General features: G+C 58.2%; 22 protein-coding genes. 11 read left to right on the top strand and 11 right to left on the bottom strand.

Annotation, left to right across the window (positions count from 1 at the left end; translation table 11 throughout):
- Window positions 1-20: 20 nt before the first annotated feature.
- Window positions 21-935, top strand: coding sequence for a tetratricopeptide repeat protein (locus ACTRW9_RS09685; RefSeq protein WP_442429168.1), 915 nt, complete (start codon window positions 21-23; stop codon window positions 933-935).
- Between the two features lie 32 nt (window positions 936-967).
- The gene (locus tag ACTRW9_RS09680) at window positions 968-1,315 is read left to right on the top strand and encodes a tetratricopeptide repeat protein (RefSeq protein ID WP_442426031.1); all 348 of its coding nucleotides are present in this window, start codon (window positions 968-970) and stop codon (window positions 1,313-1,315) included.
- Window positions 1,316-1,406: 91 nt separating this feature from the next.
- Here the strand turns inward: ACTRW9_RS09680 and ACTRW9_RS09675 are convergent, their stop codons facing one another.
- On the bottom strand, window positions 1,407-1,973 hold the full coding sequence (locus ACTRW9_RS09675) for a hypothetical protein (RefSeq protein ID WP_442429167.1): 567 nt from the start codon (window positions 1,971-1,973) through the stop codon (window positions 1,407-1,409).
- A 447-nt stretch (window positions 1,974-2,420) separates the two neighbouring features.
- On the opposite strand from ACTRW9_RS09675, the gene ACTRW9_RS09670 reads away from it, so the two are divergent.
- Together ACTRW9_RS09670 and ACTRW9_RS09665 are read left to right on the top strand one after the other, a co-directional pair.
- Window positions 2,421-3,524, top strand: a complete 1,104-nt coding sequence (locus ACTRW9_RS09670) for an aldo/keto reductase (RefSeq protein WP_442429166.1) — start codon at window positions 2,421-2,423, stop codon at window positions 3,522-3,524.
- A gap of 555 nt (window positions 3,525-4,079) precedes the next feature.
- A complete protein-coding gene (locus tag ACTRW9_RS09665; RefSeq protein WP_442429429.1) occupies window positions 4,080-4,748 on the top strand; it encodes an XRE family transcriptional regulator in 669 nt (222 codons plus the stop codon).
- A gap of 32 nt (window positions 4,749-4,780) precedes the next feature.
- Here the strand turns inward: ACTRW9_RS09665 and ACTRW9_RS09660 are convergent, their stop codons facing one another.
- Both ACTRW9_RS09660 and ACTRW9_RS09655 read right to left on the bottom strand, forming a co-directional pair.
- Complete coding sequence (locus ACTRW9_RS09660; protein ID WP_442429165.1) at window positions 4,781-5,398, bottom strand: YfiR family protein; 618 nt, start codon at window positions 5,396-5,398, stop codon at window positions 4,781-4,783.
- A 64-nt stretch (window positions 5,399-5,462) separates the two neighbouring features.
- Window positions 5,463-7,427 (bottom strand): TonB-dependent receptor plug domain-containing protein, encoded by a 1,965-nt coding sequence (locus ACTRW9_RS09655; RefSeq protein WP_442429164.1) that lies wholly within the window; start codon window positions 7,425-7,427, stop codon window positions 5,463-5,465.
- Between the two features lie 541 nt (window positions 7,428-7,968).
- On the opposite strand from ACTRW9_RS09655, the gene ACTRW9_RS09650 reads away from it, so the two are divergent.
- The 5 genes from ACTRW9_RS09650 (at window position 7,969) to amrB (ending at window position 12,456) form a co-directional block, all read left to right on the top strand.
- A complete protein-coding gene (locus ACTRW9_RS09650) occupies window positions 7,969-9,156 on the top strand; it encodes a pyridoxal phosphate-dependent aminotransferase (RefSeq protein ID WP_442426026.1) in 1,188 nt (395 codons plus the stop codon).
- Between the two features lie 104 nt (window positions 9,157-9,260).
- Entirely contained in the window at window positions 9,261-10,421 is a 1,161-nt protein-coding gene (gene moeB / locus ACTRW9_RS09645; protein WP_442426025.1) for a molybdopterin-synthase adenylyltransferase MoeB, read from the top strand.
- A gap of 133 nt (window positions 10,422-10,554) precedes the next feature.
- Window positions 10,555-10,923 carry a hypothetical protein gene (locus ACTRW9_RS09640; protein ID WP_442426024.1) on the top strand — a complete coding sequence of 123 codons (369 nt, stop codon included), beginning with the start codon at window positions 10,555-10,557 and terminating at the stop codon, window positions 10,921-10,923.
- 58 nt (window positions 10,924-10,981) lie between these two features.
- Window positions 10,982-11,632, top strand: a complete 651-nt coding sequence (locus ACTRW9_RS09635) for a protein-L-isoaspartate(D-aspartate) O-methyltransferase (protein WP_442429428.1) — start codon at window positions 10,982-10,984, stop codon at window positions 11,630-11,632.
- 20 nt (window positions 11,633-11,652) lie between these two features.
- Window positions 11,653-12,456: an AmmeMemoRadiSam system protein B gene (amrB, locus tag ACTRW9_RS09630; protein ID WP_442429163.1), complete on the top strand. Its 804-nt coding sequence runs from the start codon at window positions 11,653-11,655 to the stop codon at window positions 12,454-12,456.
- A gap of 7 nt (window positions 12,457-12,463) precedes the next feature.
- Here amrB and ACTRW9_RS09625 read toward each other — a convergent pair whose 3' ends face one another.
- Window positions 12,464-12,841, bottom strand: coding sequence for a VOC family protein (locus ACTRW9_RS09625; protein WP_442429162.1), 378 nt, complete (start codon window positions 12,839-12,841; stop codon window positions 12,464-12,466).
- Window positions 12,838-14,211 (bottom strand): phosphomannomutase/phosphoglucomutase, encoded by a 1,374-nt coding sequence (locus ACTRW9_RS09620; protein ID WP_442429427.1) that lies wholly within the window; start codon window positions 14,209-14,211, stop codon window positions 12,838-12,840. Before ACTRW9_RS09620 ends, ACTRW9_RS09625 begins: the two co-directional genes overlap by 4 nt.
- A gap of 144 nt (window positions 14,212-14,355) precedes the next feature.
- Here ACTRW9_RS09620 and ACTRW9_RS09615 point away from each other — a divergent pair, with 144 nt between their 5' ends.
- Window positions 14,356-15,420 (top strand): NAD-dependent epimerase/dehydratase family protein, encoded by a 1,065-nt coding sequence (locus ACTRW9_RS09615; RefSeq protein WP_442429161.1) that lies wholly within the window; start codon window positions 14,356-14,358, stop codon window positions 15,418-15,420.
- Window positions 15,421-15,436: 16 nt separating this feature from the next.
- Here the strand turns inward: ACTRW9_RS09615 and ACTRW9_RS09610 are convergent, their stop codons facing one another.
- A complete protein-coding gene (locus tag ACTRW9_RS09610; protein WP_442429160.1) occupies window positions 15,437-16,234 on the bottom strand; it encodes an SDR family NAD(P)-dependent oxidoreductase in 798 nt (265 codons plus the stop codon).
- Between the two features lie 47 nt (window positions 16,235-16,281).
- On the opposite strand from ACTRW9_RS09610, the gene ACTRW9_RS09605 reads away from it, so the two are divergent.
- On the top strand, window positions 16,282-16,641 hold the full coding sequence (locus ACTRW9_RS09605; protein ID WP_237100533.1) for a hypothetical protein: 360 nt from the start codon (window positions 16,282-16,284) through the stop codon (window positions 16,639-16,641).
- Window positions 16,642-16,720: 79 nt separating this feature from the next.
- Here ACTRW9_RS09605 and ACTRW9_RS09600 read toward each other — a convergent pair whose 3' ends face one another.
- The 5 genes from ACTRW9_RS09600 to cysS form a co-directional block, all read right to left on the bottom strand.
- On the bottom strand, window positions 16,721-17,026 hold the full coding sequence (locus ACTRW9_RS09600) for a 2Fe-2S iron-sulfur cluster-binding protein (protein ID WP_005005479.1): 306 nt from the start codon (window positions 17,024-17,026) through the stop codon (window positions 16,721-16,723).
- A 202-nt stretch (window positions 17,027-17,228) separates the two neighbouring features.
- Window positions 17,229-19,055 carry a GTP-binding protein gene (locus tag ACTRW9_RS09595; RefSeq protein ID WP_442426019.1) on the bottom strand — a complete coding sequence of 609 codons (1,827 nt, stop codon included), beginning with the start codon at window positions 19,053-19,055 and terminating at the stop codon, window positions 17,229-17,231.
- Window positions 19,056-19,057: 2 nt separating this feature from the next.
- Window positions 19,058-19,861 carry a sulfate adenylyltransferase subunit CysD gene (gene cysD / locus ACTRW9_RS09590; RefSeq protein ID WP_005005473.1) on the bottom strand — a complete coding sequence of 268 codons (804 nt, stop codon included), beginning with the start codon at window positions 19,859-19,861 and terminating at the stop codon, window positions 19,058-19,060.
- Between the two features lie 117 nt (window positions 19,862-19,978).
- The gene (locus tag ACTRW9_RS09585) at window positions 19,979-21,553 is read right to left on the bottom strand and encodes a DUF2851 family protein (RefSeq protein ID WP_442429159.1); all 1,575 of its coding nucleotides are present in this window, start codon (window positions 21,551-21,553) and stop codon (window positions 19,979-19,981) included.
- Window positions 21,538-22,980, bottom strand: a complete 1,443-nt coding sequence (gene cysS / locus ACTRW9_RS09580) for a cysteine--tRNA ligase (RefSeq protein ID WP_442429158.1) — start codon at window positions 22,978-22,980, stop codon at window positions 21,538-21,540. The genes ACTRW9_RS09585 and cysS overlap by 16 nt, the downstream gene beginning before the upstream one ends.
- Window positions 22,981-22,990: the final 10 nt, after the last annotated feature.

Raw genomic sequence — 22,990 nt, 5'->3', positions numbered from 1 at the left:
CCCGCGGCCGATACGATGGCATGAGCCGCATCCACGTACTTGCCATCATTTCTGACGCCCCCACTGCCACCCCGGTGGCGGAGCTTGTAGTGGAATCCAATACCAAACGAAAAATCTGGCAGGCTGTTTCGCTGGTTCTGTTGCTGATCGGCGGATTTTTTTATTACGTGCACTTCACCGGCAACCCTTTGCAGTTGGCCTTCGTCGAGGAAATGAAAAAATCCGGCCTGCTGGACTCCATGCGTTACAACAGTGCGCTGGATAAATACAAGGAAGGCCGTTTGGAGGAATCATTGAGCACACTCGCACCCCTGCTCCGGAAACAAAACGCTCCCTCCGATCACCTGGCGCTGGGGGCGTGGTTGAGTTACCGGTTTGACCGCTACGCACGGGCGTTGGAACTGGCAGAGAGGGCGCTGGAGAAGGATCCCGAACGCGCACGGGAACACGCCCTGGCCGGGGCCTGTTACCTGGCGGGCGGACACGTGGACCGGGCCATCGAGCATTCCAAGGAGGCGGTCCGCTTGAACCCAAGGTTAACCCTGCCTTACCTGACGCTGGGAGAAATCCTGATCCGGCAGGACCGGAATGAAAAAGCCATTCTCGTCGTCAAACGCGGCGCCCGCAACAATCCCCGTTCCGTCAAGGCGTGGAACCTGTTAAGCTCGACGTACCTGAAAATGGATCAACTGGACAAGGCGATCCTGACCGGGCAGGCGGCTCTGGAGATCGATCCCAATTCCGCGGAAGCGCATTACAACCTGTCCCGCGCCTACTACAAGCAGAAGGATTCCGGTCCCGCCATCCGCCACATCCAGTTGGCGGAGGACCTGTACGAGGCGCAGGGCGAGACCAACTGGACGGCGCAGGCCCGGCAGGCCAAGGAAGTGATGCTGAAGGAATTCAAGATGCGGCCGGAAGACATCATCCATTAACCCCCCCACCCGATACCGACAGGGAGTTGGTCATGACCGCTTTCACACCGGACGACCCGGAACCGGGCAACGTCCCGACGGACCCCGCCGAGATTCATTTCCGAAAAGCGTGGCAGTGCCGCCGTGCCAAAAAACTGGAAGAGGCGGTGGCCGAATTCGAAAAGTCCCTGAGCTACGATCCCAACCACCCGGCGACGCATTTCAACCTGGGGCTGGTGGCGGACCAGATCGGGCAGGGGCAGAAGGCGGTGCACCACGCCGAAAAGGCGCGCGATCTGTTTTTGCTGAAGAACGATCCCTCAAAACAAGCCACCGCGCAACGCCTGCTCAACAAACTCTACCGCAAATATCCGGAACACGACCCTTCGCGGAATACCTGAACAAAAAAAGGAGGACCCGGAGGTCCTCCTTCCTTCAAACGCAATCACGCAACAAGCGGTCCTGCACGTTTTGGAACCGCACCTGTCCTGCCTAGCTTTTCTCCTGTTGCACGAACTGGAAGCGCCGGATGGTGAGCGCGGCGACGATGACCGCGACCATGAATCCGCTCAATGCTGCGCCGCCCAGAATCATCACAACGGAAATCGGGATGTTGGTCAGCATCCATTCGAGGATCGTGTGCAGGCCCAGCCAGGATTCGGGGCTGGTCATCCAGCCGTGCAGGGCCGTGCCCTCGAACAGGAACGTCCAGATCATCATCAGCGGCATGAACTGCCAGTCACCCGCCTGCAACCACAGGAACACCTGGTACAGCAGGAGGCCGGTGCCGATCGCACCGATCAGCATGCCAAAGCCCCACAGGGCGAAGCTGATGCCACCGCAGACGTAGTCGAACGTGGTGAACTTGTCGTATAAAAATTTGATCTCCTCTTTCATGCGCTCCCAGCTTTTCCAGAAACCTTTCTGCAGAAGAAACTTGAGCGCGTCGGCGAGGTCCGTCAGAAATGCACGGGTGGTCTCGGCGCCTTTCACCATGTCCTTGGCCATCTTCGGTCCTTCGGCCATGGTTTCCTGATAAATCGTTGGTTTGGTCGTCATGGGTGATGCCCCTCCTTTTTGCCTGTTCACAAGGTTGCGGGACAATAATAAAAACTACCTCTAGAGTAGTCCGGGTGCGGCCCGGATCGCAATATCCCTTTGTACTGTTTAGATGAAATCGCAACCGCCCCGATGCAAGCTTTTCTAAAGAAATCATTTCGCGAACTGATATTGAAAACCTTTATCACCCCGCGTGGCGGGGGGCAAAATGGCTACTGCGTGGTGGTGACTGCGATGGTCCGTGGGCGCAATTTCGAACGTGTGGTGGGGTATTGCTGTTGAATTATAGAAAGATAAAAGGGACCGGACGCGCTCCCAACGCAAACCGTTCACTCCGGACAGGGCCCGGTGGATTTGCTTTTTGGGGTGATGGGATAAAATGGTAAGGTGAGGGCGCACGGAACCAATGGGTAACAACACGACATTTCATTCCATTACGGGGAGTTTATGATTGCAGGCTACGCCACGCCGGAAGGCACGAAGCAGTATCGGGACCGGTTCGAACTCCAATGCGGTGAAGAGCATTTTCAAAAAGCAGGGCCGCTGTACTGGTCTTCCGTGGGCCTCGGCACCTACCTGGGCAATGCGGACGACGACACCGACGACATGGTGTACCAGTCCATCGTCAACTGCGTGAACGCGGGCATCAACGTCATCGATTCCGCCATCAATTACCGCGGTGAGCGCGGCGAGCGCTGCGTCGGCCGCGCCCTGGAGGAACTGGTCGGGCAGGGTGCGGTGCACCGCAACGAGGTGATCGTCTGTTCCAAGGGAGGGTTCCTGCCGCAGTCGCTGGGCGTCGAGTGGTTCCAGGAACAGTATGGCGCCGGCGAGGAGCCGGCCATCGGCATGGACGACCTGGTGGCGGACTGCCACTGCATGCACCCGCTCTATCTGCAGGACCAGTTGGAGCGGAGTCGCCGGAACCTGGGCCTCGAAACCATCGACATCTACTACGTGCACAATCCCGAAGCCCAGTTGGGCAACGTGCCGCAGGAGGTGTTCTGGGACCGGCTGGAAAAGGCGTTTGCGTTTCTGGAGCAGGCGGTGGTGGAGGGCAAGATCCGCGCGTACGGGCTGGCGACGTGGAACGCGTTGCGCCTGCCGCCGGGGCAGGCCAAGCATCTGCCGTTGGAACGCGCCAAGAAGATCGCCCGGTCGGTGACGGAAAGCGGGGCGGATCATTTTCAGTACGTGCAGTTGCCGTTCAACCTGATGATGCGCGAAGCGGTGGGGCGGCCGACCCAGCCGCTCAACGGCAAGGTGACTTCCGCCGTGGTCGCCGCCAGGGAACTGGGATTGATCCCGGTGGTCAGCGGTTCCATCGCACAGGGCAAGCTGGAACCGCTTTCCGAAGAGCAGCGGCATTTGTTCGGCGACGCTCCCTTCAACGATCTGCAACGGGCGTTGCAGTTCACGCGCAGCACCCCCGGCATCGCCACCGCGCTGGTGGGCATGAAGCGGCTGAACCACATCGAGGAAAACCTGGCGGTGTGCCGGGAGGAACCGATGGACGGGGCCCAATTCAAGGCGGTGTTCCAATCCCTGTAGTTAGACACATTATTACCCATTCAGGGTGTCTATTCCCTTTTCCTGAAATTCCAAAAATGTTTCCAGTCGAAACAAGTTGAAAGTAAAGAAGTTATGAAAACCTCAACAAAAAAATCAATATAACCTGACAAAACTGTAGAATTTTCGGGAAAATGTTATATACTTCGCGTTCGCAGGATTGATTCTTGCGTAATTAAAGAGGTATTTCTGGCTGGAAAGCTGGTTGCTCAGGCCCTGCCTCGGGGCTTCAAAACCAGTACAAAAATCGCTTTTGGACGGGGGAGGGGAACTTTGTCCAAAAGCCGATGTGGCGCTCTTATGGCTGACGAGTGCCCGAATTTTATTGTTTACCCCTCCTCAACTCAGCCTGACATCCAAACAATTCATTCAGGGTCGTCCTAATGGGACGGGCACGCTCTTTTTAAAAACAGCACGGAAGGGTTTGCTAAAAAGGAGCCACTTCGGAGCGCCTAAACTATATCCAGTTCACCCGTATTCTGTCAAACAAAAACAAATAAATTGGCCGTCCAGTATAAAAAAATAGACTTGAAGGAAGTGGGTCAGCGCATCCGGAATTTGCGCGGGTCATTGAGCCAGCTGGCGTTTGCCCGCAAACTGAATGTACACCAGGTGGACATCAGCCGACTCGAACGCGGCGAGACCGTGAACCCGTCTCCGGAACTGTTGCTGAACATTTGCCGGTTGCAGGACCCGCAGGTGAACCTGGAGTGGCTGGTTTCCGGCCAGGGACCCAAAGCCAAGGATCCGGTTCAGGAAAACGAGGAGAGGATCCCGTCTGCGGAGGAATTCCTTTACCTCAGCCGCATTTACCGGGAGGCGGACCCCAATCTGAAAGCCTCGCTAGACCACCGTGAGATGGTGGATCACCTTGCTTTCAAGAAAAAATGGGTGCAGGAAAACCTCCAGGTTCCAGAGGACCGGCTGGTGCTGATCGAGGCCATCAGCGACAGCATGGAGCCGACCCTTAATCAAGGCGACCTGTTGTTGATCGACGGCTCGGTGAATTACATTCGTGATGACGGCATCTATTGCCTGCGAACGCCAAAGGACGAGATATTGGTCAAGCGCCTGCAAAGACTTCCGGGCGAGAGGCTGGCCGTCAAGTCCGACAACCCCAAATACGAGCAGTTCATCCTGTCCGAAGAGGACATCCCGCGTTATGCCATCATCGGCCCGGTCGTCTGGATTGGCCACCGGTTCTGAATCCTCTCCCCACACCGCTCAAAGCAATTCAATCAGTCCGGAAATTCAACGATACGCACCGCCTGCTTCAGGTTCAGAAACTTGGCGCTCAATCGCAGTCCCGTCCGTCGGCAGTGTTTTAAGTTGATGTGCAGGGTGTAGCGCAATGTCCCATCGGCCACGGGTGTCAGCACGAACTGGATCATGCCGCCTTGTTCCGAAAATCCTTCGATTTCGCTCACCGTAACAATGGGCAGGTTGGAGATGAGTTCCTTCAGGCCATCCCAACGGTTTTTTTCGGAGGGCAACAGGTAGAGGAGGTGGCAGGATCGGACCGATTCAACAAGTTTCGTGTTGGTGGAGAGAAATGGCAGGATGCCCAGCGACAGGATTTCCAGGTGAACCGGCCGGCCCTGTATGGAAGAACCGGATTCAATGATGAGCCGGTCGATACTCCGGGCCATGCCCTCAATATCGTGACCCAGTACGCAGAATTTGATCGGCCTGCCGGTCGCTCCCAGTTTCGGTGAAGGCCACGTGGTGTATTCGGCGATGTAACGCAGGTAAGCCACCTTGAGTGCCGTGGCTTTGGCCTGGTCAAATTTTTCCGGGACCTGGCCCTCGATGATCCGGGAAGGGTAGTGGAAACCGGAAAGAAAGAGCCAGGCCATTCCGAGCAACAGCACCGCCCCACACCGTCTTCCCACTCCCCGTTTGCCCCGAAACCGGACCATTTCAATATCTCCAGACCACCTGGCCGAAAACCGAGCGTTCAATGAGCGAAAGGTCTGTGGTCTGGGCCGTACCGGTCGTGAGTTCCAGGTGATGCGGGTCGAGCAGGTTGCGTCCCACCACGCTGAACTCCCAGGATGAATTGGGACGCCAGCCGAGACGCAGGTCCAGCCGCGTGTAGGATTTGATCCGGGTGCTGCTGGCCAGAATGGAGTCCACGTAGTAAAGGATCTGGTCGAATTCGAATTGGCGCGGCAGGTCGATGTGGGAACGCACGTTGAACTGGTACATCGGGTCCACCTGTTCTTCCTGGCCGATGGTGGTGTCCTGGCTTCCCGGATCCAACTCCAGGTTCAAGTCGAACCAGGTGAATGCCGTTTTCAGTTGCCACCAGTCCAGCGGGCTCCAGTTGACAGCGGCCTCGACGCCGTAGCTGTACCCGGACTTGCGGTTCTGGAAAGTGAACGGCACCACCGGATGAGCCGGCGCGGGAGCGGCTTCCACAAACACGGCCCCCTGTTCAAGCGTCCTCAGGTTTTCGTAAAAATTCATGAATGTGGCGATGTCCAGCAACAGGTCTTTTCTCGGCTGAACGCGGTATCCCAACTCCAGTGCCAGCACGTCTTCCGACTCATAATCCTCTTTGCCGATGAGCGCGGTGATGGCCGGTCCGGCCGGACCCGGCTGGTTGATGCGCAGGGAATCGTCGGCGCGGGAGGGGATGCGCACCGCGCGGGACACCGCCGCCCAAACCGTGTGTCTGGGGTCCGGCGTCCACAGGAGACGCGCGCTCGGCTGGTACTCGAAGCCCGTGAAGTTGTTGACCGAAAGCTTGGTGCCGACGGTGAGCGTCCACAGGTTCGGCGACAGCACGATCTGGTCCTGCACGAAACCGCTCGTGATGTAATTCAACCGGCGATCGGGGTCGAACTGGAAGCCGAGCGTGTTTTCAAAGGAATCGTCGTAGAACCGTTGGCCGAATCCCCAGATGATTTCATGGCGCGGTCCCATCTGGAACCGGTGCTGGAAATCCAGGTCGTAAGTGTCGATCGTCAGGTCCGCGACCTGGAAGGTGCGCCGATGCTGGCGGTTGTAATAAAACTGCAGGGAGAAGTCGGAATCCTGGCTCAGCTTGCGGTTCCACCGTGCGAGGAACATGCCGCCGTCGATCTTCCAGTCGCTTTGCTGAACCCCGGCCTGGGGCGGCGCGAACGAAACGAATCCGTTCCGGTTCCTCCGTTCCAGCTCCCCGTCATAATAATTTCCGGAAAAGGTGAAGGTGTTGGATGGCGAGTGGTTCCAGTCCACGCGAAACCCGCCGCGCCCCACGCGGTAGTCGTCCACTCCTTCCATGCCCTGCATGGTGTCGAGGGGCGCGCGCTGCACGTATTTTCCCCAGACGCGGTAGGCGGTTTCCGGACTGGCCTGCCCTCCATAGCGGAAGGAATCGATGGTGTGCACCATGGTGCCGGCCCCCGCGCTCATCAGGCCACCCTGCGTGCGCTGGGCAGACTTGGTGATGATGTTGATCACGCCGTTGACGGCGTTGACGCCCCACAGCGAGGCTCCCGGACCGCGGATCACCTCGATGCGTTCGATGTCCTCCAGGATCAGATCGACTTCGTCCCAGAACACTCCGGAGAACACCGGGGTGTAAATCGACCGGCCGTCGATCATCACCTGGAGCTTGTTGGCGAACCGGTTGTTGAAACCGCGTGCGGAAATGGCCCAGCTGGCGGAATCGATCTGAGCCACCATCATACCCGGCACCAGCCTCAGAGCTTCCTGCACGCTGGTGGCCCCGGTGCGGCGCAGGTCCTCTCCGGTGAGCACGTAGATAGCGGATGCGGTCTTGTATAGCGGTTGTTCTTTTTTGGTGGGAGAGGTGACGGTGATCTGGAACAATTCCTCCAGCGGCACCTCCATCAAGGTATCGTGCGGTTCCGAAAAAACCGGCGGCGTCTCCACCGCAAACGATTCCCCGGGTTCAGCAAAGCCCGAATGGGCCTGTGTTAAAATGCCCCCGGTAAAGAGCAGGAAGAATAAGAGAAGTCTCGGGAATCGTGGGGTCATGGCAATGGGTAGACGGGCCGATCCAATCAAGCAAAACCCAGAAAGGCCCGGAGAGGGTGCAGGAAGTTCGGGACCGCATTCAATTATTGTTTTCCGTTCAGGGTATTCGAATTCGGTTTCTACCCCTTATAGCTCAACCTGGAGCCGTGATAAACAATTGAAACCGCTTTGTTTAAATCTTTTTACTGGCGCCTGGTCCCTCCCTTATCGAAACCCGGGCTTTGGAACATTAATTATTGCGGATTTTGTGTGAAGGGAAAACCCTCGAATTCCCTATAAGCCGTGATATTTTTTATTTATCGGTTTTTCGAAAAAAACCTGCACCTGCGGACCGGAAAATTTTCCGGGTTTGCGTTTGGCGCCCGGGGGAGTATCATTCCGGTTTTTGGTCCGCCGCGCGGGCGGGCATAAAGAATAAAACGGCAAGGACGGAAGCATGGCGATTTCTGAAAAAGTGGCGGGTTTCATGGAGCGGGCCTCCTGGATCCGCAAGATGTTTGAGGAAGGCATTCGCCTGAAGCAGGAACATGGCGAGGAAAACGTGTTCGACCTGTCCCTGGGCAACCCGGTGGCGGAACCACCGGAAGCGGTGAAGGCGGCCATCCTCGCCGCCGCGCAGGACCCCACCCCCGGCCGCCATCGCTACATGCCGAATGCGGGTTTCCCGGATGTGCGCGCCGCCATCGCAGAGGCCCTGTCGGCGGAATGCAAGGTGACGCTGGGTGCGGACGACATCGTCATGATCTGCGGGGCGGCCGGCGGACTCAATATCGCGCTCAAGACCCTGCTCGATCCGGGCGACGAGGTGATCGTTTTCGCGCCGTACTTTGTTGAATATTTTTTCTACGCGGACAACCACGGCGGGCAGGCGGTGGCGGTGAACACCAGGCCGGATTTTTCGATCGATTTCGACGCGCTTGCTGCCGCCATCACCGACCGGACCAAGGCGGTCATCATCAACTCGCCGAACAACCCCACCGGCGTGGTGTACACCCGGCAGGCGATGGAAGAACTGGCAGCCCTGCTGAAGGAGCAGTCGCTGAAACGAGGCAGACCGATCTACCTCATCGCCGACGATCCATACAAGAAGATCCTGTTCGAGGGCGAACCGACGCCGAACCCGATTGAGGTGTACGAGCACAGCCTGTACATCACTTCGCACTCCAAGGACCTCGCGGTGCCCGGCGAACGCATCGGCTACGTGGCGGTACACCCGGAATGCGCCGATGCGGCGAACGTCATGTCGGGACTCATCTTCTGCAACCGGGTGCTGGGATTCGTCAATGCCCCGGCGCTGTTTCAGCGGGTGGTGAAAGAGGTCCAGCACGTGACGGTGGATGTGGACGCCTACCGCAGGCGCCGCGACCTGCTTTACTCGGAACTGACGCGCATCGGCTACGACGTGGTGAAACCGGGCGGGGCGTTTTACTTTTTCCCAAAATCGCCGCTGGAGGACGAAATGCGGTTCATCGAGATTCTGACGGCGAAAAAGGTGCTGGTGGTGCCGGGGCGCGGATTCGGCGCTCCGGGCTATTTCCGCCTGTCGTACTGTTTTCCGGATGCGGTCATCGAGGGGGCCCTGCCGGGGCTGGAAGCGGCCTTTCGGGAGGCGCAAAACGGGTAGCCGCAGGCCGAATAAATCCAATTGCGGTTTCCGAGCATCTCACTATTTGATAGAATGACCCCATACCTAACCATCCCGGATAAACCATTCACTGGAACAGAACCATGAGTTTGACGCAAGACCAGATCAATCGATACAGCCGCCACCTGCTTCTGCCTGAAGTGGGCGTGGAAGGCCAGGAGAAAATCTGCAACTCGAAAGTGCTGTGCATCGGCACCGGCGGGTTGGGATCTCCGGTGTCCCTGTACCTCGCCGCGGCGGGCGTGGGCACCCTGGGTCTGATCGACTTCGACGTGGTGGATCAGAGCAACCTGCAACGCCAGATTGCGCATGGCGAATCGACCGTCGGTGTGCTCAAGACGGAATCCGCCAAGGCGCGGATCAAAGACATCAATTCCGACGTGGACGTCGTCGTGTACAACGAGCGCCTGACCTCTGAAAACGCACTGCGCATTTTCAAGGACTGGGACGTGATCGTAGACGGCACCGACAACTTTCCGACGCGCTACCTGGCGAACGACGCCTGCGTTCTCCTGGGCAAGCCGTATGTTTATGGATGCATCCTGCGCTTCGAGGGGCAGGTCTCGGTATTCAACCATGCGGACGGCCCGTGCTACCGGTGCCTGTACCCGGAACCGCCCCCTCCCGGCCTGGTGCCGAGCTGTGCGGAAGGCGGAGTGCTGGGTGTGCTCTGCGGCATCATCGGGTGCCTGCAGACCAACGAAGCCCTCAAGATCATTCTCGGCAAGGGCGATCCCATGGGCGGACGCCTGCTCATCTTCGATTCGCTTGCCACGAAGTTCCGCGAGATGAAACTGCGACGGGACAAAAACTGCCCGATCTGTGGTGACAACCCGACGATCAAGGAACTCATCGATTACGAACAGTTCTGCGGAATCATGCCTGCAGCGGCGGAAGATGAAGAAGCCGACCGGGCGATGGAGATCGAACCGGAAGCGGTGAAGGCCATGCTCGATCAAGGCAGGAATTTCCGTTTCATCGACGTGCGCGGGGACGGCGAACGGCAGATCTGCCGCATCGATGCCGCCACGATGATCCCCCTCGACGTCATCGAGGAGCGGAATCCTGAAAAGCTGAACGGCCTGCAGAAAACGGACGAAATCGTGATTCATTGCAAGAGCGGGGTGCGCAGCCTCAAGGCGGCCAAAGCGCTCAAGTCGATGGGATTCGACAACGTCAAAAGCATGCGCGGCGGGATTCTGGAGTGGTCGGAGAAAATCGATACTTCGATACCGCAATATTAATCGTTCAATTAGGCTTACCTGCAACGAGGTTCCGTTTACCGTTCTTGACATGGGGCGGTCCCCGGTTTAAGGTGCCTTTAAGCAATCAAGTTTTGTTTGGGGAAACACGTGTAATTAAGGAAAGGAGGTTTCCTTGAGTCACTCCGAGGATCCCGAACGCGATTACGAAAAGCTTTCCAAAGCCATCACCGAAGCGGTGCTGAGCTCCGAGAAAGTTAAAAAGATCGTTGCGGAAATACAGAAGCGGGAGGAAATCTGCCCGCAGAGCTTCATGGTTCTGGTTCTCAAGCTGCAGACCCTGACCGAAGGGTTTGACGTGGAAGTGGAAGAGGGCTCGGAAAAACCCAAGAAGAAACCCCGCCGTTCCAAAAAGAAAGCCGCGGACACATCTCAGTACATCGATGGCCAGCCTTTGTCGCAAAAGGAAATCGAGTTTGAGGAATTCGTCAGCGAAAACTTCGATACGGAAGAATGGCTTAAAAAGAACGGTCTCATTTTGTAAACAACTTCTTCTTTTTTTCCTTTTCACAGCCGTCTTCTCGGTTTCATTTCCACCCGGCCTGTCCTGGCCGGATAGTTTCGAACAGGAACGCCGCCGCATGGTAAGCGAGGACCTGCGCGGGCGGAACATCACCGACCCGCGGGTGCTCGAGGCCATGGGCCGTGTTCCCCGGCACCAATTCGTGCCCGCCTCGCGGCAACCGTTCGCTTACTCTGATTTTCCCCTTCCCATCGGCCACCGTCAGACCATCTCGCAACCTTACGTCGTTGCCCTCATGACCCAGGCTCTGGAGTTGAAACCCGGCGACCGCGTGCTGGAGATCGGCACCGGTTCCGGCTACCAGGCCGCGGTGCTTTCCGGACTGGCAAGGGAAGTCTATACCATCGAAATCGTCGAATCCCTCGCCCGTGAAGCCCGCGACCGCCTGCGAAAACTGGGGTACAATAATGTTCACACCCGCCACGGCGACGGCTACAAGGGATGGCCTGAACACGCGCCGTTCGATGCCATCATGATCACCGCCGCCGCCCCGAAGGTGCCCGAACCCTTGCTCGACCAGTTGAAGGTCGGCGGGCGCATGGTGATTCCGGTGGAAGCCGAGGTGGCACAAAAACTGTTGCTGATCCGGAAGGACGCCGAAGGCATTTCGCAGGAGGTCATCACCGGCGTGCGCTTCGTGCCGATGACCGGGGCGGTGCGCAACCGGTAGTTTGAAACGGGAGGTGTGGGATGCTTCGCCAACCCGCGGTGTCCGGCCGCTTTTATCCGGACCAGCCCCAGGCGTTGATCGAGGAAGTCAAAAGCCACCTGTCCGGCGACCGCAATGCCGTGCGTGCATTGGGGGTGGTGGCGCCGCACGCGGGCTTCATGTACTCCGGTGACGTCGCGGGATCCGTGTACGAGCGCATCGAGATTCCCGAACGCATCCTTCTCATCGGACCCAACCACACGGGCCGCGGCCGGCCCGTCGCCATCCAGTCCCAGGGCGCGTGGGTCATGCCCATGGGCGACGTGCAGATCGACACCGAACTCGCCGCCGCCATCAGGAAACACCTGCCCGGCGTGGAGGAGGATGAAGCCGCGCACGAAAACGAGCATTCCCTGGAAACGCAACTGCCTTTCCTTCAATACCTGAAAAAAACATTCAGGTTTGTGCCGCTCTGCCTGAAACGGCTCAGCCTCAATGACTGCGTGAAGGTGGGGCACGCGCTGGCGCGGGCGATTGAGGAGATGAATGAACCGGTGCTGGTGGTGGCGAGCTCGGACATGACGCATTATGAAACGCATGAAAGCGCGCTGGAAAAGGATCGCCGGGCCATTGACCGGATATTGAAACTCGATGCCGCCGGACTCCACACCACCGTGCACGACGAGCGCATCACCATGTGCGGGGTCAATCCCGCCACCGTCATGCTGACCACCGTGCGCGACCTCGGCGCGAAGCAGGCGGTGCTCAGCCGCTACATGACGTCGGGGGAAGTGAGCGGCGATATGGAAAGCGTGGTGGGGTACGCCGGGGTGATCGTGACCTGAGGCGGATTCAGCGGTTCCCGCGCTGAATGATCTCGATCTCGTATTTGTCCGGGTCCTCGGTGAAGAGGAACCGCGAACCGCTGCGGCTTTCGGTGGGTCCTTCGGTGATGGGCGCGCCACCTTCCTTCAACCGTTTCAACCACACATCCAGGTCGTCCACCTCGAACGCGAGGTGGACGAGGTCTTCAGGCACGGAAACCTCGCCGCTGTCGGGAAACGAACACAACTCCAGTTCGGCGTCGTTTTCCGGAAACTGCAGGAACACCAGTTTCGAGCCGCGCGGCGAAGTCGATTCCTCAACCACTTTCATTCCCAGCACGTCGCGGTAGAACTTCAGCGACGCGCCCATGTCGGACACGCGGAAGCGTGTGTGCGCGTACTTCATGCAGGCACCGGGACGAAGTTGACGTCGGGTTTGTATTTTTCGAGTTCGGCGCTCACCAGCTGCTGGTACTCGTTGAGCTTTTCCTTGTTCGTCGCCTCGAACCGCAGAACCAGCACCGGCTGCGTGTTGGACGCGCGGAGCAGGCCCCAGCCTTCATCGAACTCGATGCGCACACCGTCGATGTCGATCACATTGTAGCGGCCGCGAAAGATTTCGGTCACTTCCTTCACCAGGCTGAATTTCAGGTCGTCGGGGCAGTCAATGCGGATTTCCGGCGTGTTGTGCATGACGGGCAGGTCGGCGAGCATCTCGGAAACCGGCTGCTTTGTATTGGAAACGATCTCCAGCATGCGGCAGGCGGCGTAGATGGCGTCGTCGAATCCGAAGTAGGAATCGGCGAAACACATGTGTCCGCTCATCTCGCCTGCAAGCAGGGCCCTGGTTTCCTGCATCTTTTTTTTGATGAGCGAATGACCGGCGGCGGACATGTGCGGCTGGCCTCCGTGTTTCTTGATGTCTTCAAACAGGTTGCGTGAACACTTCACCTCGCCCACCACCGCCGTACCGGGGTGGCGTTTCAACAGGTCGCGCGCGAACAGGATGAGCAGTTGGTCGCCCCACAGCAGGTTGCCCTTGTCGTCCACCACGCCGATGCGGTCGGCGTCGCCGTCGAAACCGATTCCTATCTGCGCCTGTTCTTGTTTTACGCGGGCCATCAGGCTTTCCATGTATTTGGCCACGGTGGGATCGGGATGATGGTTCGGAAACGTGCCGTCCGGTTCGCAGAACTGCTCGATGCTTTCCACGCCGATGCGGCGGATGAGTTCGGGGCCGACGATGCCGAAACAGCCGTTGCCTCCGTCCAGCACCACCTTGATCGGACGCTTGATTTCAATCAGGCCGGCAATGTGGTCCATGTAGTCCTGCTTGATGTCCTGTTCCCGGGCGCTTCCGCTCCCGGTCTCAAAATCGTTATTGTCGATCAGTGCCTTCAATTCCTGGATGCGCTGGCCGTACAGGCTGTGCTTTTCGAAACTGATTTTGAATCCGTTGAATTCCGGCGGGTTGTGGCTGCCGGTGATCATCACCCCGCCATCGACGTCCAGTTTGTGAAGGGAGTAATAGGCGACCGGCGTCGGCACCATCCCGATGTCGATGACATCGCATCCCGTCGCATTCAGGGCCCGGGTCAGGATGACGCGGAACTCTTTGGAACTGGCGCGAATATCCCAACCCAGTGACAATGTCTTTTTGTTGTGGCGCCGGAAATAGGTGCCGATGGCCTTGCCGATCAACTCGACGTTTTCGGGAGCGAGGTCCTGCTCCACGAGGCCCCGGATGTCGTATTCGCGGAAGATTTGAGGGTTCATCATTTGAGGGGGAAAAGGTTGTCTGTTATATTGAATAGCTGAATGGTTTCAAGAATAGAATAATTGCGACCCGTTGGCAACGCAGGAAATGGTGAGCACGCCCGGCGAGATGCGGCCGCGGGACGCCTGCTGCAGGATCATACAATGACAGACATTGCGATTGTGACCGGCTCGAGCGGCATGGTCGGCTCCGAAGCCGTTGAGTTTCTGCTGGGTCAGGGATTTTATGTGCACGGCGTGGACAACGACATGCGTTCGGTCTATTTCGGGGAACAGGCTTCCACCGTGTGGAACGAACAGCGCCTGACCCAGACTTACGACTCCTACTCCCACCACTCCGTGGACATCCGCGACCGTGCCAACATGGAGCGGTTGTTCAAGACGTATGGCAAGGACACCAAACTCATCGTTCATTCCGCGGCGCAGCCGTCGCACGACTGGGCCGCAGAGCAGGCGATGACCGACTTCACGGTCAACGCCAACGGCACGCTGGTCCTTCTTGAGCTGGCCCGGCTGTTCTGTCCGGACGCCGTTTTCATCTACATGTCCACCAACAAGGTGTACGGGGACCGGCCGAATTCCTTTCCCTTCGTGGAAGAAGAGACGCGCTGGGAACTGGAAAGCAAGCATCCGTACTACGCCCACGGCATCGACGAGAGCATGAGCATCGATGAATGCATGCACAGCCTGTTCGGCGTATCCAAACTGTCGGGCGACCTGATGGTGCAGGAGTTCGGCCGCTACTTCGGCATGAAGACGGCGTGCTTCCGTGCGGGGTGCCTCACCGGGTCCGCGCACTCCGGGACGGAGATGCACGGTTTCCTTTCGTACCTGATGATGTGCACCATGAAGAAAACCCCCTACAAGGTGTTTGGCTACCAGGGCAAGCAGGTGCGCGACAACATCCACAGCAGCGACACCGTCTCGGCGCTCTACCAGTTTTACATGCGGCCGGGAGTGGGCAAGGTGTACAACCTGGGAGGAGGGCGCCACAGCAACTGCTCGGTGCTGGAGGCGATCCAGATGTGCGAGGAAATTTCAGGCAACAAACTGAAATGGGAATATGTGGATAAGGCCCGGGCGGGAGACCACATCTGGTGGATCAGTGACGTCACGCGCTTCAAAACCGATTATCCCGAATGGGATTACAAATACACCCTGCAACAGACCCTCCAGGAAATACACGACGGACTGCGCAAGCGGATTTAACGACACGGTTTATTTTTTAAAACGGGTTGCTGACGATGCCCCCGTCAACGGTGTAATGCGCGCCGGTGATCCACGATGCCTGATCCGAGGCGAGAAACAGGGTGAGACCGGTGACGTCCGCCGGCACACCGATGCGTTTGAGCGGCACTTCCTGCGCCGTGGACTGCTTGATCTCTTCAATTTTTTCTTCCTTGCTCTGGCCCGAACTTTTGGCGCCGGCCTCCGCTTCGAATTCCCAGGACCGTGTCCACACCGGACCCGGCGCGACGGTGTTGACGCGGATGCCGTCCGGCGCGAGGGTGTGTGCGAGCGACACGGTGAGGTTCGAAATCCCCGCCTTCATGGCGGCGTAATGCGGGAAGATTCCGGTCGGACGGTTGCCCGCGATCGACGAGATATTGAGGATGCAGGGAGCCTTCGATTTTTTCAGCTCCGCCACCGCCAACCGGCACAGGCGAACGGCGGTCATGAGGTTGATGTCAAACGCCTCCTGCCAGTCGTCGTCGGTGAGTTCGAAGAACGTCGCCATTTTGGTGATGGAACCGACATTGTTGATGAGTACGTCGAGTCCGTCCAGCTGCTCCACCGCAAACCAGAAGAAGCGTTCGAGGTCGTCCTTCTGCATGAGGTCGGCGTACTGGAACAGGTGCCCGTCGCCTTCGATTTCCTTTTCCAGCGTCTGCAGGCGTTCCGTGGTGCGGGCGCACCCGGCGACGCGCGCACCTTCTTTTCCGAAAGCCAGCGCCAGTTCGCGGCCGATGCCGTCTCCCACGCCCGTGATCAGGACTTTGCGTCCTGCCAGATTCAAATCCATGTTAGAATTCCTTTCCTGTTTTCCAGCCAGCCTTTGGAGATGCGTCCATGAATCCACCGAACATGATCGACCAGGTGCAGGCGTCGCCGTCCCTGATTTGGGTCGCGGCCACCATCTGCCTGCACATCATCAACGTGTTCGTCGGATTGTCGCTCGGGTTTCAGAAGAAGACCCCCTCTTTGGTGCGGACGCATCTGCTGGTTTATATTGCGGTGCTGTTCGGACTCGGTTCCTACCTCGTGATCAATGCAATTCATGGAGAAAACACGATCTGGGATTACCTCGTGGCCCTCTACTTTATCACAATCATTCCGATGAGCCGCAAATGGGATGTGGTTTTGCATGCGGGGGTGACGGTGATGGGGCTCATATTCCTGCCGATGCTGATCCTGCTTCAGATCATTTGAAGACGCACTTTCGCCGTCCACATATTTTGCCGGGTCGTTCAGACGGATAAGAAGGAAAGGGGAGTGCCGGAGAGGGCGCTCACTCCACCAGCTTGGTCTTGATGGAGATGTCGCCGTACACCTTGGTGCGGCAGGCCAGCTTGCGGTTGCCGTTGATCTTGTGGAGTTTCTCGATGAGACCGTGATCGTTCACGTGTTCCATGGGCTCGATCTCCACGAGGCAGGTGCCGCAGGACCCCATGCCGTGGCAGTTGGTGTATTCGTGGAGGCCCCGGTAGAGGCTGATGTCGTGGTGCTGGGCGGCTTTTCTCAGGTTGCCGCCGTAGCCGACTTTGAAGACTTTCTGTTCACCGGTTTCGGTGTCGTGAACGGTGATCTTGGGCATGGATGTTTCCTCAAAATGCCGTATTTTCGGTCAATTAACCCCAGAATGAAGGTTGTAAATTGACATGGGAAGCGGCAAAAGTCAAACAAATTCTCTCCCGCCATGCGGGAGGGAAACGGGTCAGCACGTTGACCGCGAACGAGGGTCCGGGGCCCTGTTCTGGATTCATTTTCCGTGCCCGCTTCCACCCCATGGAGTGGGGTTAGATTGAATAGTTGTGGCCGGTCAGGATTTTCTTTTCCTTCAGGTAATCAACGATGCGGGTGACCGCCGTGTCGATGTCCTTGGCGTCGTTCAGGCTGAGCACGATTTCCGGCATGCCTTTCGGGTACTGGTCGTCGGTGATGCGCACCTCCACCAGCGGGCTCGGTTCGATCAGCAGGTTGACGTTCGAGTGGTCCTCCTGGTTGAACACGTTGGAGGTGGAAATGACCACGTGGCCCGCGTCGAGGAACAACTTGGCCACCTCGCCAAAGCGGCGAACCGCCTCGCCGTCGGAGAAATACGTCTCCGCGTCCATGTCGGCGCCGACGCCCACCTGGATGTTGCGTCCGTCCAGCAGGTAGCTCTGGAAATTCTGGTGGAACAGCACTTCTTCCAGCTTGCCTGCCAGCGCTGCCTTGCCGGTGCCGGACTTTCCGGTGAACAGGATCATGGCGGGCAGGTGCCCGTTGCGGTAGGCGCGCATTTCCGAGGTGACGGTGCCCTTCACCCAGTGCGAGTCGCGGTAGCGTGCCTCGTTGCGCAGGCGATCCACTTCCTCCAGCGGGGTGAAGTGGGTGATGATGCCGCCACCGCACACGTCGTACTCATCCACCAGCACGAATCGTCCGGTTTCGGCAATGTCGGTGAACAGGTCGAAAGCGACGGGCCGCTTGGTGCGTAGCGTCACTTCCGCCACGTCGTTCTTGGCGATGAAATCCTGGTCCGGGAGGGTTTCCAGTGTCGAGGCGTCGATGGCTTTCTTGAACTCGACGACCTCGCAGTCCACGTTCTGCGTGGTGAGTTTCAGCTTGTAGGTTTCGCCCCGTTTCAGGTGGCGTTGTCCCATCCAGAACACGTTGGCGTCGAACGTGGTGGTGACCACCGGTGCGTTCTTTTCGAGGCTGATGATCTCGCCACGCTCCAGGAACAACTGCTCGGCCAGCGTGATGCCCACCGAGTGCTGCGCTTCCACCGCTGCCGGGGTATCTGCATTCCACGTTTCGATGCTCTTGATCACCGTGCTCTTGTTGGACGGAGAAAAGAGGACGCGGTCGCCGACCTTCGCCGTGCCCGACTCCACCCGGCCTGCGATGATGCGTCGCTGGTCGAACTTGTACACGTCCTGGATGGGCATGCGGAACGGTTTTTCCACGGTACTGACTTTTTCCTGGAACTGGTCGAGGCGTTCGAGGATGGTCGGCCCGGTGTACCACGGCATGTGCTCGGAACGCTTGGCGACGTTCTCGCCTTCCTTCGCGGAAATAGGGATGAACTCGCGCACCTCGATGCCGATCGACTCCAGAAACTGCGTGTACTCGCTTTTGATGCGAAAGTACACTTCCGGGTCGTATTTCACCAGGTCCATCTTGTTGATGACCACCGCCACCTGCGTCATGCCGAGCAGGCGCAGGATGTAGCCATGGCGGCGCGACTGCTCCTGCACGCCTTCGTGGGCGTCGATCAGAAGCAGGGCGGCCTCCGCGTTGGCGGCGCCGGTGACCATGTTCTTGAGAAATTCCTTGTGGCCGGGGGCGTCGATGATGACGTACCAGCGCTTCTCGGTCTTGAAGAAGATCTGCGAGGTGTCGATGGTGATGCCCTGCTCCTGCTCTTCTTCCAGAGCATCGAGCAGGAAAGCGAACTCGAACGACTTTCCCTGCTGGTCGCAGATGTTCTTTACGAAATCCAGCTTGCCCGTGGGCAGGCTGTCGGTGTCGGCAAGCAGACGACCCACGAGCGTGGATTTGCCGTGATCCACGTGTCCCACGATGACCAGCTTCATCAGGCGGCCATCCTGGGGAGTCTTGAATCCGTTGTCTCCCATATTTACATGTAACCTTTAGCCCGAAGCTTCTGCATGGCGTACGCGTTTTCCTGGTCCTGCGCGCGCCCGGAGCGTTCGGATACGGTGGTGTTTTTCAATTCATCAATGATCTCTTTCACATTCCGCGCCTTGGACTTGATGGAGCCGGTGCAGGGGGCGCAACCGAGGGACCGGTAACGTTCTCCCTGCTCGTTGGCGAAATACAGGTCGATGATGGGGATGTTCTCCCGCTCGATGTATTCCCAGACGTTCAACTCCGTCCAGTGCAGAAGGGGATGGATGCGGATGTGAGTGCCTTCGGCGAAGGTGGTCTTGAACTGATCCCACAACTCCGGCGGTTGATCCTTGAAGTTCCATTCAAAGTTTTTATCGCGCGGCGAAAAGTAGCGCTCCTTGGCGCGCGTGCCCTCTTCGTCGCGACGGATACCGAGGATGAGTCCGGTGAAATTGTACTCTTCCATGGTCTGTTGCAGGCCCTGGGTCTTGAGCGCTTCACAGCACACCAGGCGCCCCATTTCGTGATTCATGCCCTCGTCGAGGGCCTTCTTGTTCTGGCCGACAATGAGGTTCAGGCCCCATTTTTTGGCGTAGTGGTCGCGGTACTCGATCATTGCCGGAATCTTGTAAGAGGTGTCGATGTGCACCAGCGGGATCGGGCAGTGGCCGAAAAACGCCTTGCGCGCCAGCCACAACATGACCGTGGAGTCCTTGCCGATGGACCACAGCATGGCCAGGTTTTTGAAATTTTTATAAGCTTCACGAAGAATGTAAATGCTCTGATCTTCGAGGTCAGTCAAATGATCCATGATAAACGTACCTGTGCGGCGCGAGGGCCGGGATGGGGATGAATGATCCCACTTTATATTCTTAATTCAATCGAATCAAGGGTTTTACGCGAAAAACCGGGGGACGGACGGGGCTTTTCAGGAGAAATACCGCTCCACCATGCCGGGAAACTTGCAACGCAGGCAGTTGTTTTCATTTTTGGTGCAGTAGTCCTGGTAAATCTGCATCAATCCCTGCGTCTGCTGGTCGCTGGTCAACGGTTTGAGCATGCGCTCTTCGTTGCCCATGATGTAGTGCTTCATGAACCGGATCCACTTGTTGTCCGCGGGCCGGTTTTTGACCTGGAACAGGGAACTGAGAGCCTGCTCCAGTGGAACCGATTTGCTCGCCCGGGCGTAGATCAGGCCGATGGGAATGGCGATGTTCACCACCACCTCCCGCGACCGGTCGGGGCCCACAAGTTGTTGATTTTGCTTGAGGGGCTTGCCTCCCGGCGTGTAGTGCCGCGACCAGTAGTCCGCGGCTTCCACACAGAAAAACTGCGTCAGCCTGTTACGGGTCGGCCTAGTATACCCTGTCTCGCCGGAATTGGAAACGGCGGATTGCAGCGTGTCGAGAAAATCGGCGAACATGCCGTTTTCCCAGTGCCGAACCAGAAGGTGGCTGAGGGCGGCGATGCGACGGTACGGGAAATTGGCCGGGCGCATTTTGCCGAATTTCCACTCGCGCGGGCTCATCAGCCGGTCCTCCCAGCGGTCCCGCCGGGACGTCCAGTGTTTCGCCATCCTGTCAAAGAAGATGCGCTCGGCGGGCAGAAGGTTTTCGTTTTCGACGATCTCATCGAAATCTATCAGTCCCGACACCCCGAACAGCACCGCCTGGATGATTTCCGTGAGTTCCATCTCGCTGGCGCGGGCGGGGAGGGTCTCGCGCAGTTCCACGATCGGTACATTTTCCGCCAGGAGGCGGAACGGCAGTTTGTTGCTGGGATAGCCCATCGCCTCCGCCACCCCTTCGTAAAACGTCTGCTCGTAACCCCTGGTTATGACCCGGTCATGAAAGCGGTCCATCTTGGTGTGGATGCGCGCGTCGCCGGCGGCGTTCAGCAGTTTCAGCAGTTTTTCCTCCGGCAGGCGCGACAGCGGCTGGTGGCACAGGCCGTAGTTGAACGAGTGCAGGACGGGATAGGATTCAAAATCCAGCTCCTCGTTCAGTTTCAGGATGCCGCGCTTCAGGTACTTTTTCAGTTCGAGTTCGTGGATGTGCGGACGCGACAGCTTCGGTTCCGGGGCTTTTGATTCTTCTTTGGTGCTGAGCTTGCGTCGGCCCCGGCCCTTCCACATGAACACGTGCAGGATGACGTTGTCGTATTCGTTGTTGCCGCTGTGGCCGTGTGCCGCCCAGTCGGAGCCGAACACGTGCAGTTCCACGTCGCCTTCCAAAAGTTCGCCGCCAATGCGGACGGCGGCGCTTTTGAAATCCGGACCGCTTCCGAAATTCCAGTAGCCGGGAAAGACGACTTCGAGGGATTGTCCGTCGGTGGTTTTCAGGTGGGGAGTTTTGAACAACTGGTCGTTCCACACGCAGCGGATCACCTTCTCCGGCACCGGCGGTTCTTCCGCCTCGTTCACCTCCATCCGCGAATGGAGCCGGTAGAATTTCAGGTAGGCATCGGAAAAAGAATCATGCGTGCTGTTTACTGGACTTCCCATGTCGTGCCCGTTTTGGTGTCCTTCAGGACCACGCCCATTTTCTGCAATTCATCGCGGCACCGGTCGGCGGTGGCGAAATCCTTCGACGACCTGGCCGCCTGCCGCTCGGCGATCAGCTGTTCGATGCGCGCGACGTCGAGCTCCTGCCCGCCGCCCTTGATGACGCGCGTCTCGGATTTGTACTCCTCCGGCTTTCGGCAGAACAGGCCCAGCAGTTGTCCCGCATGCCGCAGCGTCGCCGCGTCCCGGTGAAACGCGTCCCGGTCGGTGCCGTCTTCACCCAACTGCCTGTTGAGTCGGCGCAACTCTTCCATCAAATCCGCCAGGGCCACCGCGGTGTTGAAATCGTCGTCCATCGCCTCATCGAACTTCTTCATCAGGGGTTGCGCCCGCAGGGTGTCCTCCGGAATCTGTGCCGCACCGCCGTTCAAGCCGCCGTGTTTGGATTCGGCCTGCGCGAAGAATTCGTAGAAGCGGTCGAGGTTCTTCTCGGCGTCTTTCAGGTACTGGTCGGAGAAATCGATCGGCCCGCGGTAGTGATTGGTTAAGAGGAACAGGCGCAGCACTTCCGGGTGGAACGTTTTTAAAATGTCGCGGATGGTGAAGAAGTTGCCGAGCGACTTCGACATCTTTTCCTTGTTGATGTTGACGAAGCCGTTGTGCACCCAGTAACGCACCGGCGGTTTGCCGGTGAAGCCGCACGACTGGGCGATTTCGTTTTCGTGGTGCGGGAACACGAGGTCCTTGCCGCCGCCATGGATGTCAAACGTTTCGCCCAGCAGTTGGTAGCTCATGGCCGAGCACTCAATGTGCCAGCCGGGACGGCCGGGTCCCCACGGGCTGTCCCACGCCGGTTCATCGGGTTTGCTTTTCTTCCAAAGCGCAAAATCCATCGGGTCTTTTTTGTGTTCCCCCGGCTCCACGCGCGCTCCCGCCTGCATGTCCTCGACATTACGTTTGGACAACCTGCCGTATTCGGGGAACGCCTTGACCGAATAATACACGTCGCCTTCGGCGGGGTAGGCCTTGCCCGCTTTCACCAGGCCCTCGATCATTGCGATCATGTCGCCGATGTGTTCGGTGGCCAGGGGCTCGGTGGTCGGGCGTTCGACGTTGAGCGCGTCCATGTCCTCGTAGAACGCGTTGATGTACTTGCGCGTCACCTCCTGCCACTCCACCTTCTGCTCGCGGGCGCGGTTGATGATCTTGTCGTCGATGTCGGTGAAGTTGCGGACGTAGGTGACGTCGAAGCCTGTGTGTTTCAGGTAGCGGTAGACGGTGTCGAAGACGATGGCGGCGCGTGCGTGGCCGACGTGGCAGTAGTCGTATACGGTGACGCCGCAGACGTACATGCGCACCTTGCCCGGCGAGAGCGGGACAAACTCCTCCTTGTTGCCGGTCAGGGTGTTGAAAATGCGCAGTGTCATGCGTTCAAAG

It is taken from the genome of Nitrospina sp. 32_T5 (assembly GCF_052156635.1).
GTDB lineage: Bacteria > Nitrospinota > Nitrospinia > Nitrospinales > Nitrospinaceae > Nitrospina.
This window is presented reverse-complemented; position numbering and strand designations above follow the sequence as displayed.

Excerpts from the sequence above, each read along its gene's own strand:
- ACTRW9_RS09685 (WP_442429168.1), top strand. The coding sequence starts at position 21 with ATGAGCCGCATCCACGTACTTGCCATCATTTCTGACGCCCCCACTGCC.
- ACTRW9_RS09680 (WP_442426031.1), top strand. The coding sequence starts at position 968 with ATGACCGCTTTCACACCGGACGACCCGGAACCGGGCAACGTCCCGACG.
- ACTRW9_RS09675 (WP_442429167.1), bottom strand. The coding sequence starts at position 1,973 with ATGACGACCAAACCAACGATTTATCAGGAAACCATGGCCGAAGGACCG.
- ACTRW9_RS09670 (WP_442429166.1), top strand. The coding sequence starts at position 2,421 with ATGATTGCAGGCTACGCCACGCCGGAAGGCACGAAGCAGTATCGGGAC.
- ACTRW9_RS09660 (WP_442429165.1), bottom strand. The coding sequence starts at position 5,398 with ATGGCCTGGCTCTTTCTTTCCGGTTTCCACTACCCTTCCCGGATCATC.
- ACTRW9_RS09650 (WP_442426026.1), top strand. The coding sequence starts at position 7,969 with ATGGCGATTTCTGAAAAAGTGGCGGGTTTCATGGAGCGGGCCTCCTGG.
- moeB (WP_442426025.1), top strand. The coding sequence starts at position 9,261 with ATGAGTTTGACGCAAGACCAGATCAATCGATACAGCCGCCACCTGCTT.
- amrB (WP_442429163.1), top strand. The coding sequence starts at position 11,653 with ATGCTTCGCCAACCCGCGGTGTCCGGCCGCTTTTATCCGGACCAGCCC.
- ACTRW9_RS09625 (WP_442429162.1), bottom strand. The coding sequence starts at position 12,841 with ATGAAGTACGCGCACACACGCTTCCGCGTGTCCGACATGGGCGCGTCG.
- ACTRW9_RS09620 (WP_442429427.1), bottom strand. The coding sequence starts at position 14,211 with ATGAACCCTCAAATCTTCCGCGAATACGACATCCGGGGCCTCGTGGAG.
- ACTRW9_RS09615 (WP_442429161.1), top strand. The coding sequence starts at position 14,356 with ATGACAGACATTGCGATTGTGACCGGCTCGAGCGGCATGGTCGGCTCC.
- ACTRW9_RS09610 (WP_442429160.1), bottom strand. The coding sequence starts at position 16,234 with ATGGATTTGAATCTGGCAGGACGCAAAGTCCTGATCACGGGCGTGGGA.
- ACTRW9_RS09605 (WP_237100533.1), top strand. The coding sequence starts at position 16,282 with ATGAATCCACCGAACATGATCGACCAGGTGCAGGCGTCGCCGTCCCTG.
- ACTRW9_RS09600 (WP_005005479.1), bottom strand. The coding sequence starts at position 17,026 with ATGCCCAAGATCACCGTTCACGACACCGAAACCGGTGAACAGAAAGTC.
- ACTRW9_RS09595 (WP_442426019.1), bottom strand. The coding sequence starts at position 19,055 with ATGGGAGACAACGGATTCAAGACTCCCCAGGATGGCCGCCTGATGAAG.
- cysD (WP_005005473.1), bottom strand. The coding sequence starts at position 19,861 with ATGGATCATTTGACTGACCTCGAAGATCAGAGCATTTACATTCTTCGT.
- ACTRW9_RS09585 (WP_442429159.1), bottom strand. The coding sequence starts at position 21,553 with ATGGGAAGTCCAGTAAACAGCACGCATGATTCTTTTTCCGATGCCTAC.
- cysS (WP_442429158.1), bottom strand. The coding sequence starts at position 22,980 with ATGACACTGCGCATTTTCAACACCCTGACCGGCAACAAGGAGGAGTTT.